We start from the raw sequence: 16961 nt of genomic DNA, 5'->3' as shown, positions 1-16961 counted from the left end.
GAAATATATAAACCTCTTAAAAACAAACATATAAAAAGTAATAATAAGTTTTTCTTATGTCTTATAGTTAAAAAGTATTATTAAAAAATATATTTTATCAAAATTATTTATACCTTTGCACCATACTTAATTTATATAACTAATTTAATAACATTAAATTTGAACACTATGTCAAAAACAGCAAATGCCGTATTAGGCTTAGCAGTAGGTACTGCTATCGGAGTAGGTTTGGGCATTCTTTTTGCGCCAGACGAAGGTAAAAACACACGTAAAAAAATTAAGGACTCTCTTAGAGACAAGTCTGATGAATTTAAAGAGCAATTAGATAATCTTACAGAGAGCGTGCGTGAGAAATCTTTGGAATTAAAAGGTTCTTTAGAAGAAAAAGTAGATAGACTCTTTTCAAAATCAAGCAATAAAGCTGAAGATGTAATTAGTCTGCTAGAAAAGAAATTAGCTTCATTGAAAGAAGAAGCCGCTAAAATCAAGAAGTAATTTTATGGCGATTTATTCTATTAAAGAAACGTTTGTAGAAGTCCCTACAAAAGCAAACACAGCCTTTAATTCGCAATTTGCTTACTATAAAATGATAGTTTTCAGGTTTATAGCTAAGTCTTCGTATGGGCTTATAACTTTTTTTGTTTATGCTTTTGCCTGCTTATTAATATTATTTTTCCTATCACTTGCCGCTGCTTATGCTATAGGTGAAGCTTTAGGTAGTAATGGTTTAGGGTTTGCTATTGTAGGAGCGTTCTATATATTGTTATCGTTAGTAGTTTTATTGTTTCGCAGGAAACTAATTGAGAAGTCGCTATTGCAAAAACTATCAGAAATCTATTTTAAATCTGACCCAGAAGACGAAGAAGAAAATGAACAATAAAACCTATTCATCATTTGAAGAAATTGACAATGAGATTAGACTACTGCGATTAGAAAAAGAGATTGACCGACTATCTCTCACACAACAAGTATCAGCTTCAGCAGAAAGTTTAAGTCCAAAAAACTTATTAGCTAATACTTTGGGCTCTTTATTTAACAACAAACGATGGTTAAATATAGCTTTGGGATACGGAATGCAACTTTTAGCAAAAAGATATTTAAATAAAAACAAATAAAAAATATTTTCTTAAAAAAATATTACAATTAATATCTTTTAAAAATTGCATTAAGCATCTCAATAATATAATTATTACATCAAACTTTAATATTAATTTTTAAATTTAATCAACTATGAAGAAAATTATTGCATTAGCTTCAGTGATTTGTTTATCACTAGTTTTTTTTGCTTCTTGTAGCAAAAATGATGACCCAGCAGACAATGACCTTTTTGTAGGAACCTATAAAGGTGAAATTTCTTTCCTAAAAGGAAAAGAAAAAAAATCTGTTGACAATGGTTCAGTAACAGTTGTTAAAACAGGAAATGATTATTATTTCCGTTTTTCAGATGGCATTGAAGACCTAAAAGGTGTTAGTTTCAAAAAAGAAGGAGATAACACTTTAGTAAATGTTGATTTGCAAGATGGTTTAAAAGTAATTAGAATAAACGCATCTTCACTGTACATTCTGTATACTACAGATGGAAAGACCTGGATTGCTAACGCAAAAAGGTAATTAAGAGAAAAAGTATACTAAAAAGCCCCGAAATATATAATATTTCGGGGCTTTTTATTTCTCCTATTTCCTTATTACTTCTTTTTAAATATCAAATTTATTAAAAATAAAATAACAATAGCTCCAATAGCTCCTGTTAAGATAGAACCAATCAATCCTTCTCCAAGAGAGATGTGTAATACACTTCCTAGAAGCCAATACCCCACGCTACTCCCAAGAACACCAATAATGATATTCCCTATTAGTCCTAATCCACTACCTTTGTAGATAGTTCCTCCTAACCATCCTGCGATGGCGCCAATAATAAGTGTTGCAATAATTCCCATAAATTAAAAATTTAAATTAAAGTACAAAGATAAGAATTATTATATAATAAAACAAATTAAAACTTTTTTATGCAAAAAAAGTTGTGAATTGCTTTCAAATTTTGTAGTTTTGTGATTGATAACAACAACTTTCGTACGTTCTTGTTTGTGCTAAAAGTTGTGAATTGCTTTCAAATTTTGTAGTTTTGTGATTGATAACATCTCTTTGTTTGCTCATCTCATTCATTTGTTGGTTGTGAATTGCTTTCAAATTTTGTAGTTTTGTGATTGATAACATCACTTTGTTTGCTCATCTCATTCATTTGTTGGTTGTGAATTGCTTTCAAATTTTGTAGTTTTGTGATTGATAACATCAAAGTGTGCTTGAGGGTCCTCCACTGGGTAGTTGTGAATTGCTTTCAAATTTTGTAGTTTTGTGATTGATAACATCTTTTTCAAATCAATACCAAATAGGTGACAGGTTGTGAATTGCTTTCAGATTTTGTGGTTTTGCGATTGATAACAACTCTTGTCCGGGTTTCATAAAGTTAGAAAACGTTGTGAATTACTTTCAAATTTTGTAGTCTTGTGATTGATAACAACTTGTATCTCTTGTTGTTTGTTTAATGCTTTGTTGTGAATTGCTTTCAAATTTTGTAATTTTGTGATTGATAACATCCCAACCGACCAACGGGAGGGAGGGCGAGAGGTTGTGAATTGCTTTCAAATTTTGTAGTTTTGCGATTGATAACATCTCATCGGCAAAGGTTATAATGCCTAACGTAGTTGTGAATTGCTTTCAAATTTTGTAGTTTTGCGATTGATAATAACTATACTCGTCAAAAGGGCGTTCCAGCTTTTGTTGTGAATTGCTTTCAAATTTTGTAGTTTTGTGATTGATAACAACCCTAAATCCAAAGCCTTGTAAGATGTAGTTGTTGTGAATTGCTTTCAAATTTTGTAGTTTTGCGATTGATAACAACACTTTGTTTTGCTGTTTCATTCATTTGTTGGTTGTGAATTGCTTTCAAATTTTATAGTTTTGCGATTGATAACAACCTCAAGCAAAAACCCCTTCAAAAAAGCCTGTTGTGAATTGCTTTCAAATTTTGTAATTTTGTGATTGATAACAACAAACGCGATTATTGGAGTAAGCGGTTTGTTGTGAATTGCTTTCAAATTTTGTAGTTTAATGATTGATAACATCTAACGCTATCTATATGCTACAAGGCTGGCAGTTGTGAATTGCTTTCAAATTTTGTAGTTTTGTGATTGATAACATCCCTCCCTCATTGTGTATAGCTACATAGCTCGTTGTGAATTGCTTTCAAATTTTGTAGTTTTGTGATTGATAACAACATGGCAGTTCCCTCTACACATTAAGGACTGGTTGTGAATTGCTTTCAAATTTTGTAGTTTTGTGATTGATAACAACTATCAGGTTATTCAAAATAGGGAAGTCTTTGTTGTGAATTGCTTTCAAATTTTGTAGTTTTGTGATTGATAACATCCTCAATCTTTTAAAGATTTTAGTATCAATCAGTTTTACTTAAAAACAGCACTGAAAAACCTCCTCTTTTGCCTTATAAACAAAGGCAAAAGAGGAGGTTTTCTCTTTCCTATTCTTCTTAAAAAAGCTCTAATTGTACATAGGTTTCGGGGGCTGTTGTTTCCTTTTGGCAGTAGAAGAACTCCATATCGCCAAACTGCTTATCGGTTAGGCACATAATAGCTATATTGCCGTACTGTGGTAGGTTTTGTTTTACACGATTGATATGCACTTGGGCATTCTCCCTACTGGGGCAATGTCTTATGTACATCGAAAACTGAAAGAGCGTAAAGCCATCCTTTATAAGTTTATCACGAAAAACCTGTGCTTCTCTACGCATTTTTTTCGTTTCTGTTGGCAAATCGTATAATACTAATACCCACATAATTCTATAAGCATTATATCGTTCTGCTATGATCATAATTCAAGATAGACTATGAGTTGCTCATCTTTCCACTTTAAATGAGCTGGATTGCCAATGTAAATAGAACGGTATAACATAGTTTAAAGGGTGTTTTATTGGTTTTAAAAAAGTTTTTTAATATTCGCCTATGTTTACAATATCGCCTAAGTGATTAATACGAACTTTTACGATATTCCTTAAGGGTTCTAAACTTTTAATCTGTTGAAAAGTAATTCCTTGTAATATTTTATCATCTTGAAGAGTTGTTTCTAAATGATGTCTAAATTTAAAGTCCCTAACCACACTATTTCCATATTTTACAATTGATATTGTTTGTACTCTAAACAAATTGGGGCTTATCAATTTTTTATTTTTAGGATCTAACAAGTCTATTTCAGCGGGATTAAAACCTGTCGCTTCGTTAGGAAATACAAACATTTCGTTCTGTTTCATAGTGAACATAAATTGCCAACCTTCTGCTTGTTTATAGTTTTTATCAATAATAGGAAGCCCCTGCTGAGCTCGCACGACAGCTTCAAAGAAAGAGACAATTTGTTCCTGCAAATTACCTTCTTTATCCCTATAAATAGCTACGTGGTGGTTATTGCCCGTACTTACATAATCTACAGGAACTTCTTTCCCTTCTTTATTTAAAGTAGTTTTTCCTAAATGGTCTTTCCCTATGTGCAAAGGTTGAGCGTTACTCACGCCACTTATAGTAACGCGTTTAATCGCAATTCCTTTTTCTTTATTGAGCCAAATAGGATTCTTTTCTAAGTCTACAAAGGCTTTCTTAGGATCATTATCGTAGGCTTGGAGTCGCTTGATAAGAATGCGCTTTACTCCTTGGTCAATTACTTTTTCAATAGATTTCAAATCTTTGAAATTATCAGGAGAAATATCTTTGCGGATAGAAAAGTCTTCTTCCAAGTAGGTGAGATTTACTTTTTCTGGTAAAGTTTTAGTTTTTGCTTCATCTAAATAAATAGGGTTTTTAGATAGTGCGTTCTTCCCTGCAAAGGCTTTTTTAGGGTCGTTGTCATTAGCTTGCAGTCTTTTCAGCAATGCTTCGCGATAAAGAGGATTAGAGACTTTTGTGATAGTTCTTTCATCAAACTTTACGCCTACCTTTTCTTCTTTATTGACATAATATTGGTATTTACCATATATAGTTTCTTTGTGTAGCTGACCTCTTGGAGTGAGTGTGATTTGTTGTTTGTCAGTACCAGCAGGTTTATTTATATTTTTGGTAACTACTTTATTCTTTGCTTTGTGCGAAATGAATATTTCTTCGAGGTGTTTTTTGGCTACTTGTCTAAAGTTAAGTATAGGCTCTATAAAAACTCTCTTATTCTTACCATTATTAATTGGGACTTTAATTGTTTCTTTTTTCTCGATAGCTAAAATAACCGAATAATTTTTGTTATTCTCGTCTTTTCGAGCATTGAGATGATTAAGGTATTGTATGTATGAAGGTTTGGTGAAAGCCACTGTAAGGGCATCCATTGCGTGGTGACGGTGGTCATTGCGCTTTGTCCAATCCTTAATTACAGTTACTTTATTGCCATCCTTGCGTTCTTCTACTTCTGTGAGTCCTAATGACTGATATTTAGGCATATTTAGCTCTTTCATCACATCGACCAAGCCCCAGTCTTCGCGCAATCTATCGGTGATACTTCCTGAGGTAGACAGCACATTTTTAGTTACTTGGAAAAGTATTTCTTTAGCTTTTTTGGCTATGTACTGAGTATCTCTCAGGTCTCTATTGATAAAGCCATCACCTATTTCAGAGGCTTTTTTGAGTAAATTCTTGTATTTAGTAAGTGAAATGCTTTTTGTTTTATAAGCATTCTCTACTCTGGTGAGATATTGATTGAGTTCTCCTTCACAGTTTAAAGAGGTGATATAATCAAAAGCTGTAGATTCTCCTTTTTTGATATTAAACTCTTTGAAAGCTAATGTTTTGTTGGAAAAACTATCATCGAACACACGAGCTTTAGGGACAATATGTTCTATATCTATATTCTTGCTAAACAATACATCGGGGGCTATATAGGTGTTGGTATATAGTTCTTTATAGCCATTGTGTTCCAATTCTTGATACAAGCGATAACGAATAATATCAGATTTAGTAGGATTCTTGATGCCAAACTGTTTCTGAAGTTTTTCGCTAATCTTTTGATGTTCTAATTTAGCTTTGTTGATATTTTGGGTCATTTCATACCTTTCTTGGGCATTTTTCTTCAATTCACGAGCTAATTCAATGCGAATTTCATCGAAATGAAAATATTTTGTAATTTTCCCTTCAGCATCTCGTTCACTGTTTTTCTCAATTAAAGCGTTCACTACATTGATCATCTGATTGAGAATTTTCTCAACTACAGGATTTCTCAAAGCATTCTTTTTAAGTAGTGGAATGATATTTTTCAGTTCACGAGCCTCTAACTCTTCTGTGGTTAAAGATAGTTTAGAGTGCTTATAACCTGCCAATTCACAAGCTGTGCTATACTGATTTTCTTTTATATAAGGGTATATCTTGCGGATAGCTTTAGTAGATAGGCTACCGTAGTCATCTTGCAAGGCTACATTGGCGAGTATTGTAGCGTGTTCCCTCTTAAAAGCGTATTTCTTTTCTAAGATTCGGTAAAGGGTTTCATTTCCAGAAGTAGAATCATCACTTTCATAAGAATAAAGCAAATGCCACAACTGATAGGAATACTGCTGTTCAAACTCTTTTACAGGCAAAAGAGGGTCAAAATAAAGGATTTTAGTACATATTCCTAATGTTTGGAAGATAACCTTTACTCTTTCTCTAATTTCGGAAGCTGAAAGAGGAGATTCATCTAAAGACCAATCGTCTTTTGTAGATTTTATTTGTAAAATATCTTTCACCTCATAACCTTCTATTTCAATAATTTTTAAATACGCTTCATAGAGTGATTTTTGAGTACGATTTCCTTCTAATTGATTGTAGTTGATTTCCCATTCTTGAGGAGAATAGCCTAATAATTTCAGTACTTTATCCGATTTTAGGTCTCCTTTTAGGTTCAGTTCGTCAAAAAGGAGTTGCTTGCACTCCATATCCAAACTAAAAATTGATTGAGAGGGTTCATTGAATAGGTCTAATTCAGTAGATTTAGCAGATGATTTCTTTTTTCTAATTCCTTTTCTCTTACAGGTAACGTTATTGAGTATTTGCCAAATCTTAAATTCTTGAAATAGAGGAGAGGATTTAGGGACAACACGAGCTCCTATGCTTTTAGTTATAGCTTTTCCGTCTTTTTCTATCTCAATTTCTTTGCTCTCAAACTCACAAAATGATACCAATCCTTTTTGAGATTTAAGTTTACGTTGATAGAAAATTACCACATCACGGATTTGCTTTTTAAGTTCATCTGTCAATTCTTTGTGAAATGAAGCTTGAGTTTCCCAAATGCGTTCAAACTCATCTAAGTAATCCTGACGGTAAAATACTTTATTTTTAAGACTATTATGTCTATTTTCTTGAAGCTGTGCATACAAGTATTGCCCTACTGTTTGACGATTGAAATAGAGTTCTTTACTTCTATCGGAAATAGCGCCTAAATAGCCACTTGAGTTGTTCAAATTATTATTGATTTCGGTTAAGACATAAGCTACTTCTTCTTTTGAAAGTTGTTTAGATATAGCCTCCGCACGCCACTGATAGGCTTGCAAACGAACAGATTCTTTAGAACCTTTGTTTTCAGCTGTGTCAAAATGATATCTTTTAGAAAAGGCTTTTGAAGTAGCATCCTTACCTTTCCCTTGCAATTCTTTGTAAAAACTATCTGTTAGGATATCAGGATAAAACTGTTTTTGTAAATTCCAAACAAGGTCAAATTCTTTTTGTAAATCTGAACGATAAAAATCTGGGAGGAGTTTTTTGTTTTGTTGAAGTAATTGTAACGATAACTGTCCTGGAGTTAGGTTTTCATCATAGAGGCACTTTGCTATAGCCATTCCATCTATTGCTTGTCCTTCATCTTCAGTTTTTGTTTTTCTGCTATTCTTATAGCCTCTTTTTTTATTAATAGCTAGTAATACTCTAGCGAACTCTTCTTTCTCAATACGTTCGGTAACGGCTTTAGCTCTCAATTGCCAAGTAGAATGTGTGGTATTTTTGCCATTTTCAGCCAAGATAGAGGCAGAAGTAATTAGATTTGCTTTCTGCAATAAATCTATGAGAAATTTTCGCCTTTGTTGATAACGATCAAGATTTAGCCTTGCTCCGTGTTTAAGGGTTCTATTTGCATTAGTGCTAATTGATTTTCCTTTTTCAAAGTCGGATTGTTCATCTGTGGCTAAAGAAACAATACGCACTCCTAATTCCTTAATCTCTGATTTTTCTTTATTTTCATCTTCTACGATATGGGCAAAACCTATTGAGGTGGTACCCAAATCTAATCCAAGTATATTTTTCATTGTTTTGTAATTTGGTGAGGCAAAAATAACAAAAAGAAATAAAAAGTAAAAATAAATTAAAAAAAGATTTGTACATTAAAAATATTATACTTACTTTTGTCGCAGAATTTGAAAGCAATTCACAATAAGGATTATTCCGTTGTGAAAACATTTAGTGCCTCGACTATCTTCGGGGCTTTTTTTATTCCTTATTTTTGGTGTCTATAAGAATGGTAACCGGTCCATCATTGCATAGGCTGACCTGCATCATCACACCAAATTGCCCTGTAGGCACTCTTTTGCCTAACAGACTTTCTACTTGCTTTATAAAGGCTTCGTAAATAGGTATGGCTACCTCTGGACGAGCAGCTTTTATATAACTAGGACGATTGCCTTTTTTAGTAGAGGCGTGCAAGGTAAATTGAGACACTATAAGCACCTCTCCCTCCACTTCTTTTACCGAGAGATTCATTACCCCATTATCATCGTCAAAAACACGCAAATTGACTATTTTAGCTGATAGCCACGCTATATCGTCATTAGTGTCAGTATCTTCTATACCTACTAAGACAAATAAGCCTTTATCTATAGAGGCTACTATTTGATTTTCTATACTTACTGAAGCCTGTGTTACTTTTTGAATTACTACTCTCATATCTGTTTATCAATTTAAAATTTAAAACAAAAAAGAGCAATCTAATTATTTAGATTGCTCTTTTTATAAGAAGGCGGCGACATACTCTCCCACTTGCGTAGTACCATCTGCGCTAAAAGGTTTAACTGCTCTGTTCGGAATGGTAAGAGGTGAGACCTTTGACTATAACCACCTTAAATCATTTAGACTACATACTGACTACATAGCCCATATATTTTAACATATGAGGATAAAAAGCAAATATTTAACTAACTATTACCTTAAAAAGAATGCTGCGCGAAAAGTCTACGGGTTATTAGTATTACTCGGCTATGATGTTACCACCGTTACACCTGTAACCTATCAACGTGGTCATCTCCCACGACCCTTAAAAGAAATCTCATCTTGTGGCGGGTTTCGTACTTATATGCTTTCAGCACTTATCCCATCCGCACTTAGCTACTCTGCTATGCCCTTGGCAAGACAACAGATACACCAGCGGTGCGTCCAACTCGGTCCTCTCGTACTAGAGTCAGATCCACGCAAATTTCTAACGCCCACAGTAGATAGAGACCGAACTGTCTCACGACGTTCTGAACCCAGCTCGCGTGCCACTTTAATGGGCGAACAGCCCAACCCTTGGGACCTTCTCCAGCCCCAGGATGTGACGAGCCGACATCGAGGTGCCAAACCCCCCCGTCGATGTGAGCTCTTGGGGGAGATCAGCCTGTTATCCCCGGCGTACCTTTTATCCTTTGAGCGATGGCCCTTCCATACGGAACCACCGGATCACTATGCTCTACTTTCGTACCTGATCGACTTGTATGTCTCTCAGTCAAGCTCCCTTATGCCATTGCACTCTACGCACGGTTACCAAGCGTGCTGAGGGAACCTTTAGAAGCCTCCGTTACACTTTTGGAGGCGACCACCCCAGTCAAACTACCCTCCACGAATTGTCCTTTGCCTTGTGCAAAGTTAGACCTCAGATAAGCAAAGGGTGGTATTTCAACAATGACTCCACAACTACCGGAATAGCCGCTTCTTAGTCTCCCACCTATCCTACGCATCACTTATCCAAGACCAATACGAAGATATAGTAAAGGTGCACAGGGTCTTTTCGTCCCACTGCGGGTAATCGGCATCTTCACCGATACTACAATTTCACCGAGCTCATGGCCGAGACAGTGTCCAAATCGTTACACCATTCGTGCAGGTCGGAACTTACCCGACAAGGAATTTCGCTACCTTAGGACCGTTATAGTTACGGCCGCCGTTTACTGGGGCTTCAATTCAAACCTTCGCATTGCTGCTAAGCTCTCCTCTTAACCTTCCAGCACCGGGCAGGTGTCAGACCCTATACTTCATCTTTCGATTTTGCAGAGTCCTGTGTTTTTGATAAACAGTCGCTTGGACCTTTTCACTGCGGCCTATCTAATGATAGGCGACCTTTCTCCCTAAGTTACAGGTCTATTTTGCCTAGTTCCTTAGCCATGAATCTCTCGAGCGCCTTAGAATTCTCATCCCAATCACCTGTGTCGGTTTACGGTACGGGCATTAGCCTTCGCTTTTCTTGGAAACGTTGTCACCACACTCACCTCGGCCGAAGCCTCAGCGTACTTTCGAAGTCATAACAACTCCTTAAACGTACTATTCCGTCAGTACGCGGTAGTTATCTCATTCCGTCACTTTTAACAGACTAATGGTATAGGAATATTAACCTATTGTACATCCACTACCCCTACTCGGGTTCGCGTTAGTCCCCGACTAACCCTCAGCTGATTAGCATAGCTGAGGAAACCTTGATCTTTCGGCGGGCAGGTTTCTCGCCTGCCTTATCGTTACTTATGCCTACATTTTCTTTTCTATCAGGCTCCACTATGGCTCACGCCTTTAGCTTCCACGCCAATAGAATGCTCCCCTACCGGTATATTACTTCAAGTAATAACCCCATAGCTTCGGTAATATGCTTATGCCCGTTTATTATCCATGCCCAACCGCTCGACTAGTGAGCTGTTACGCACTCTTTAAATGTATGGCTGCTTCCAAGCCAACATCCTAGCTGTCAGTGCAGTCAGACCGCGTTTGGTCAACTTAGCATATATTTGGGGACCTTAGCTGATGGTCCGGGTTCTTTCCCTTTAGGATATGGACCTTAGCACCCATACCCTCACTGCTGATGAGCATTTAATAGCATTCGGAGTTTGTCAGGAATTGGTAGGCGATGAAACCCCCGCATCCAATCAGTAGCTCTACCTCTATTAAACTCGCATCAACGCTGCACCTAAATGCATTTCGGGGAGTACGAGCTATTTCCCAGTTTGATTGGCCTTTCACCCCTACCCTCAGGTCATCCGAAGTCTTTTCAACGACAACCAGTTCGGTCCTCCACGCTGTGTTACCAGCGCTTCAACCTGCCCAAGGGTAGATCACCAGGTTTCGCGTCTACTACTACCAACTATTTATCGCCCTATTCAGACTCGCTTTCGCTACGGATTCGTATCTGAAATACTTATCCTCGCTGGTAACAGTAACTCGTAGGCTCATTATGCAAAAGGCACGCCGTCACAGCTGACGCTGCTCCGACCGCTTGTAAGCGTATGGTTTCAGGGTCTATTTCACTCCGTTATTCACGGTTCTTTTCACCTTTCCCTCACGGTACTGGTTCACTATCGGTCTCTCAGGAGTATTTAGCCTTACCGGATGGTCCCGGCGGATTCAGTCAAGGTTCCACGTGCCCCGACCTACTCAGGATACCCATAAGATTTATAAAGCTGTACCTATACGAGACTTTCACTCTCTATGGTGTGTCTTTCCAAACACTTCTAATCCAGTTTTACAACCTATATCTGGGTCCTACTACCCCCATATTGCCGTAACAATATGGGTTTGGGCTGCTCCCATTTCGCTCGCCACTACTCTGGGAATCACTTTTGTTTTCTTCTCCTCTGCCTACTAAGATGTTTCAGTTCAGCAGGTTTGCCCACCAATCGGTGTAGTACATCTTCAATGTACTGGGTTGCCCCATTCGGATATTTGCGGATCTAATCGTATGTGCCAATCCCCGCAACTTTTCGCAGCTTATCACGTCCTTCTTCGCCTCTGAGAGCCTAGGCATCCCCCATACGCCCTTACATAACTTTTCGCGCTTGTAGTCTTTCTTAATTCTGAATTTTAAATTCTAAATTAAGAAAATACCTCGTTCTCTTTGATTCTTTTTAATATTTTTTCGTTAGATTATCAATAATCTATTATTGATCTCTTATGCTTTTTATCCCAATATGTCAATGTACTGTTTTCCTCACCCTAACCCTCTCCAAAGGAGAGGGAACTTGTGGGTGCGTGTTGTGGAGAATAAGGGATTCGAACCCTTGACCCCCTGCGTGCAAGGCAGGTGCTCTAGCCAGCTGAGCTAATTCCCCGTGTTTAGTCGTTAGTTATTAGTCGTTAGTCGTTAGCCATTTAACTATCTAACTCTTCAGCTCCTAGAATTTCCTCAATTCAGCTTATCTTTTCGTAGTCCCAGGCAGACTCGAACTGCCGACCTCTACATTATCAGTGTAGCGCTCTAACCAGCTGAGCTATGAGACTGCTTGTTTTTTTGTTGTCCAGCAAGATTTAAAGAAAAGGTGTTATCCTTCTATTCGTCTATAACATCGGTCGTCTCTAAAAAGGAGGTGTTCCAGCCGCACCTTCCGGTACGGCTACCTTGTTACGACTTAGCCCCAGTCACTAGTTTTACCCTAAACAGCTCCTTTCGGTGACCGTCTTCAGGTACCCCCAGCTTCCATGGCTTGACGGGCGGTGTGTACAAGGCCCGGGAACGTATTCACCGGATCATGGCTGATATCCGATTACTAGCGATTCCAGCTTCACGGAGTCGAGTTGCAGACTCCGATCCGAACTGTGATCGTCTTTATAGATTCGCGCCTGCTCACGCAGTGGCTGCTCTCTGTAACGACCATTGTAGCACGTGTGTAGCCCAAGATGTAAGGGCCGTGATGATTTGACGTCATCCCCACCTTCCTCACGGTTTGCACCGGCAGTCCCACTAGAGTGCTCGACTCGACTCGCTAGCAACTAATGGCAGGGGTTGCGCTCGTTATAGGACTTAACCTGACACCTCACGGCACGAGCTGACGACAACCATGCAGCACCTTGAAAACTGTCCGAAGAAAAGCGTATCTCTACACCTGTCAGTCTCCATTTAAACCTTGGTAAGGTTCCTCGCGTATCATCGAATTAAACCACATGCTCCACCGCTTGTGCGGGCCCCCGTCAATTCCTTTGAGTTTCACACTTGCGTGCGTACTCCCCAGGTGGGATACTTATCACTTTCGCTTAGCCACTCAGTCTTACAACCAAACAGCTAGTATCCATCGTTTACAGCGTGGACTACCAGGGTATCTAATCCTGTTCGCTCCCCACGCTTTCGTCCATCAGCGTCAATTAATTGTTAGTAATATGCCTTCGCTATCGGTGTTCTGTGTAATATCTAAGCATTTCACCGCTACACTACACATTCCAACTACTTCACAACCATTCAAGACTAACAGTTTCAAAGGCAGTTGCTCAGTTGAGCTGAGCGCTTTCACCTCTGACTTATTAGCCCGCCTACGGACCCTTTAAACCCAATGATTCCGGATAACGCTCGCATCCTCCGTATTACCGCGGCTGCTGGCACGGAGTTAGCCGATGCTTATTCGCAGAGTACCGTCATCAAACTACGCGTAGTCCTTATTCTTCCCCTGCAAAAGCAGTTTACAACCCATAAGGCCGTCTTCCTGCACGCGGCATGGCTGGATCAGTCTTCCGACCATTGTCCAATATTCCTCACTGCTGCCTCCCGTAGGAGTCTGGTCCGTATCTCAGTACCAGTGTGGGGGATATCCCTCTCAGAACCCCTATCTATCGTCGCCTTGGGGAGCCGTTACCTCTCCAACTAGCTAATAGAACGCATACTCATCTTTCACCGCCTCAGCTTTAATATAAAAATGATGCCATCCCTATATACCATTAGGTATTAATCCAAATTTCTTCGGGCTATCCCTATGTGAAAGGCAGATTGTATACGCGTTACGCACCCGTACGCCGGTCGAAGCCCGAAGGCTCCTCCCTCGACTTGCATGTGTTAGGCCTGCCGCTAGCGTTCATCCTGAGCCAGGATCAAACTCTTCATCGTTAAAATCTTTAATTTCTTCTAACCGATTTTTAAGTTATTGACTTCAGGTTTCACTCGATTCTTTAAATCTTTTTGTGCTGTACAACATTATGTCAATGTACGTGTTGTTTCTTTTTGCAAGAGCACTTATCGTCTCATTTGCGGGTGCAAAGGTACGGCGTTTTTTTAATTCTGCAAATTTTTTGACACTTTTTTTTGAAGTTTTTTTGAGGATGATGGTTAAGTGGTTGGAAATCAGAGGTTAGTGAGAGAAAGTTTTTTGGGAGGTTGGTAGGAAACATCCCCCCTAACACATACTCCGCTGCGCTAGCTCGCGGACTTCCTTCAAAGGGGGAGATGCGACGGGCAAACAGACACGAACAATATGATATAGAAACAGGTGAGAGGCTTGGGAGTAACATCCCCCCTAACACATACTCCGCTGCGCTAGCTCGCGGACTTCCTTCAAAGGGGGAGATGTGACGGACAAGCATACACGAACAATATGATGTAGGGACAGGTGGGAGGCTTGGGAGGAAACATCCCCCTAACACATACTCCGCTGCGCTAGCTCGCGGACTTCCTTCAAAGGGGGAGATGCGACGGACAAGCATACACGAACAATATGATGTAGGGATAGGTGGGAGGCTTGGGAGTAACATCCCCCCTAACACATACTCCGCTGCGCTAGCTCGCGGACTTCCTTCAAAGGGGGAGATGCAACGGGCAAGCATACACGAACAATATGATGTAGGGACGGGTGGGATATTGTGCAAAAAAACTTTGCTAAAAGCTATAGTGGGTATTCCTATAGCTTTTAGCAAAGTTTTTTCCGAAGTTCTTTATCAAAAAATATTTCTACATTTCTATATCTCTTTATTTCTTTAGTTATCTCTTTAGAACTTGTTCAACGTGTAATAAATTAGAATGGGATTATCGCCTTTTTTGAAGGATTCGCTTTTCTTCTTATTGGCTTCAGAAAGAAATGGCATCTCTTTTAGCACTTCGTAATCATTTTCCCCTGGATAATAATACTTGATAAGCTGATCATCATAAAAACTATCAGGGAAGGCTAAGAAAGGAAGTCCTTGTTTGCTTTGGGCTATACCCCCTCCTACCATATTGCCACTGTGCTTATCGCGGTAAACTACAACATTGGCTGTTTTATTAGAAATAAAAAACACATTGTGATGAGTGGTTTCGATATAATCGCCTATACAATAGTTATAATTATGGTCGCGTATAGCATTTTCAAAAACACTAAAATCTTTGCCATAAATATACGAACGTGGCAGTTTGTGGTCGTAATCTAAAATAAACTCTGCTGCCAATTTGTTGTCTTTAGGGTTATATTGATAGATAGTGTCGGATATTTCGGCTGTTATCTTTACCAAATCGGCTACTCTATAAAGGTAACTTTTAGCCGAAAAGGCTTTGCTCTCTTTATCGGGTAGCGCTACCGCATTGAGCTTGAGGTCTTTATTTATAAACTGCAAACGGTAGTTGCTTTTGTCGCCTAAGTTTTTATTTTGCCCTACAAGCGATTTTAGCACATATCCGTCGGGGGTAGCTGCCATATTGAGAAAGCCTATAGGCAGGTATTTGAAACGAAGGAAATTGCCTTCTTTATCAAAAATAAGAAGAAAGGAACGTTTGTAAGCAATCAGTTCATTGGTTTGGGTATTAAAATCGATGTCATAAAGGCGATAGAGTTGTTCTGGCTTCTTGCCATTAGGAATACGCTTTACGAATTTCCCTTGCCGAGTGAAAATGACTATGCCCGACTCATCAAGGTCGTCCATAATATAGATGTGTTCGGCAGTGGTAACGACTTTGCGAATCTGCCCTAAACGGCTTTGTGCCGTGGTCTCTAAAGGTACGAAATTGATTTCTTTGAGTAGCGCTCCAAAATCGAATTCTTTGTCCTTTACTAAAAAAGGGTTTAGGTTTAAGTGTTGGGCTTGGGAAGTTTCTGCTGTTAGCACTTTGGTGTCGGCTAATTGTAGCACAGTAGTGTCGCGAAAAGGCTGTGCAAAGCTGGCTGTAATAGAGGCGGTAAGAAGCCCTAAAATGATTGGTAATTTCATACGTTTTTAAAAGTTTATAATTGAGCCGCAAATATAGTACTTTTTTCTAACTATCCTAACTATTCAGCCATTTATTTTTTTTGATAGTCTTTCCTTTTCTGATAAGGTAGGCGTGGTAGGCGCTGGGGATGTCGTTTTGCCAACGGGGGAGCAATAATATAATAAGAATGACATCGGTTTGGGATAATAGTCCCCAATAGATAGCTAACTGCAATGGGAAGCCGCCATACCCAAAACCAATAAGGGAGACAAAGGCTATGAGAAGGGTAAGTCCCCATATTTTAGAAAGGAAGGCGTGGGTGCAGGTCTCTTTGCCAAAGCGCAAAAAACTCAAACCATAGCAGAGGGCTTCCATAACGAATAGGGTTATAATCTGATAGCGGTAGGCTGTAATTAGGGCGGGATTGAGCCAATAGCAGGCTACCCCCACTGAGAGCCAGAAGACTAAATCGGTTTGGCTATCGAGGCGGCGCATCTTTACGGTGCTAATGCCCCTATGGCGGGCTATGATGCCATCGAAGATGTCGGATAGGAGTCCTACTACTATTGCGATGACAATAGCGGGGCGGGCTACGCTTTCGGGGGTGGCGTAGGCTATCCAGAATATAGTGGGAGCTAATAAAAAGCGAAACAGTATTAATATATAAGGTAGGGGCATCTTGTAGGTGTTAGGTTTTAGAATGTGATGCAAAAATCGTGCTAAAAGTGGGAGGGGTATTAACATCCCCCCTAACACATACTCCGCTGCGCTAGCTCGCGGACTTCCTTCAAAGGGGGAGATGTGACGGGCAA

Annotated in this window: 10 protein-coding genes, 2 tRNA genes, 3 rRNA genes and 1 CRISPR repeat array; of the genes, 4 read left to right on the top strand and 11 right to left on the bottom strand. The window is 38.9% G+C overall.

The window, feature by feature from the left end; all coding sequences use genetic code 11:
- The first annotated feature begins 168 nt into the window (after nt 1–168).
- The 4 genes from FOC45_RS01545 to FOC45_RS01530 all read left to right on the top strand — a co-directional run bounded on the left by FOC45_RS01545 (nt 169) and on the right by FOC45_RS01530 (nt 1611).
- Nucleotides 169–495 carry a YtxH domain-containing protein gene (locus FOC45_RS01545; protein ID WP_009392529.1) on the top strand — a complete coding sequence of 109 codons (327 nt, stop codon included), beginning with the start codon at nt 169–171 and terminating at the stop codon, nt 493–495.
- A 4-nt stretch (nt 496–499) separates the two neighbouring features.
- A complete protein-coding gene (locus FOC45_RS01540) occupies nt 500–880 on the top strand; it encodes a phage holin family protein (protein ID WP_009392528.1) in 381 nt (126 codons plus the stop codon).
- The gene (locus tag FOC45_RS01535; protein ID WP_009392527.1) at nt 870–1115 is read left to right on the top strand and encodes a DUF6327 family protein; all 246 of its coding nucleotides are present in this window, start codon (nt 870–872) and stop codon (nt 1113–1115) included. The genes FOC45_RS01540 and FOC45_RS01535 overlap by 11 nt, the downstream gene beginning before the upstream one ends.
- A gap of 115 nt (nt 1116–1230) precedes the next feature.
- Nucleotides 1231–1611 (top strand): hypothetical protein, encoded by a 381-nt coding sequence (locus tag FOC45_RS01530; protein WP_009392526.1) that lies wholly within the window; start codon nt 1231–1233, stop codon nt 1609–1611.
- 74 nt (nt 1612–1685) lie between these two features.
- Here FOC45_RS01530 and FOC45_RS01525 read toward each other — a convergent pair whose 3' ends face one another.
- From FOC45_RS01525 to FOC45_RS01475, 11 genes are all read right to left on the bottom strand, one after another.
- A complete protein-coding gene (locus FOC45_RS01525; protein ID WP_009392525.1) occupies nt 1686–1937 on the bottom strand; it encodes a GlsB/YeaQ/YmgE family stress response membrane protein in 252 nt (83 codons plus the stop codon).
- An 80-nt stretch (nt 1938–2017) separates the two neighbouring features.
- Nucleotides 2018–3425: direct repeats of the CRISPR family, unit length 32 nt; unit sequence GTTGTGAATTGCTTTCAAATTTTGTAGTTTTG.
- Between the two features lie 119 nt (nt 3426–3544).
- Nucleotides 3545–3886 (bottom strand): CRISPR-associated endonuclease Cas2, encoded by a 342-nt coding sequence (gene cas2, locus FOC45_RS01520; RefSeq protein WP_009392517.1) that lies wholly within the window; start codon nt 3884–3886, stop codon nt 3545–3547.
- Nucleotides 3887–4003: 117 nt separating this feature from the next.
- A complete protein-coding gene (gene cas9 / locus FOC45_RS01515; RefSeq protein ID WP_009392516.1) occupies nt 4004–8311 on the bottom strand; it encodes a type II CRISPR RNA-guided endonuclease Cas9 in 4308 nt (1435 codons plus the stop codon).
- A gap of 181 nt (nt 8312–8492) precedes the next feature.
- The gene (gene dtd / locus FOC45_RS01510) at nt 8493–8945 is read right to left on the bottom strand and encodes a D-aminoacyl-tRNA deacylase (protein ID WP_009392515.1); all 453 of its coding nucleotides are present in this window, start codon (nt 8943–8945) and stop codon (nt 8493–8495) included.
- A gap of 68 nt (nt 8946–9013) precedes the next feature.
- Nucleotides 9014–9121: ribosomal RNA gene (gene rrf, locus FOC45_RS01505) — 5S ribosomal RNA — on the bottom strand.
- A gap of 99 nt (nt 9122–9220) precedes the next feature.
- Nucleotides 9221–12067: ribosomal RNA gene (locus tag FOC45_RS01500) — 23S ribosomal RNA — on the bottom strand.
- A 202-nt stretch (nt 12068–12269) separates the two neighbouring features.
- A tRNA-Ala gene (locus FOC45_RS01495) sits at nt 12270–12343 on the bottom strand.
- A 95-nt stretch (nt 12344–12438) separates the two neighbouring features.
- Nucleotides 12439–12512 (bottom strand) — tRNA-Ile (locus FOC45_RS01490).
- Between the two features lie 79 nt (nt 12513–12591).
- Nucleotides 12592–14103 (bottom strand): 16S ribosomal RNA (locus FOC45_RS01485).
- Together the 16S, 23S and 5S rRNA genes with 2 tRNA genes alongside form the textbook arrangement of a ribosomal RNA operon.
- Before the next feature lie 875 nt (nt 14104–14978).
- A complete protein-coding gene (locus tag FOC45_RS01480; RefSeq protein ID WP_009392478.1) occupies nt 14979–16169 on the bottom strand; it encodes a 6-bladed beta-propeller in 1191 nt (396 codons plus the stop codon).
- Nucleotides 16170–16224: 55 nt separating this feature from the next.
- A complete protein-coding gene (locus FOC45_RS01475) occupies nt 16225–16827 on the bottom strand; it encodes a CDP-alcohol phosphatidyltransferase family protein (RefSeq protein WP_034540508.1) in 603 nt (200 codons plus the stop codon).
- Between the last annotated feature and the right edge of the window lie 134 nt (nt 16828–16961).

The sequence above is a fragment of the Capnocytophaga sp. FDAARGOS_737 genome, assembly GCF_009730375.1.
GTDB classification, from domain to species: Bacteria; Bacteroidota; Bacteroidia; order Flavobacteriales; family Flavobacteriaceae; genus Capnocytophaga; species Capnocytophaga leadbetteri.
This window is presented reverse-complemented; position numbering and strand designations above follow the sequence as displayed.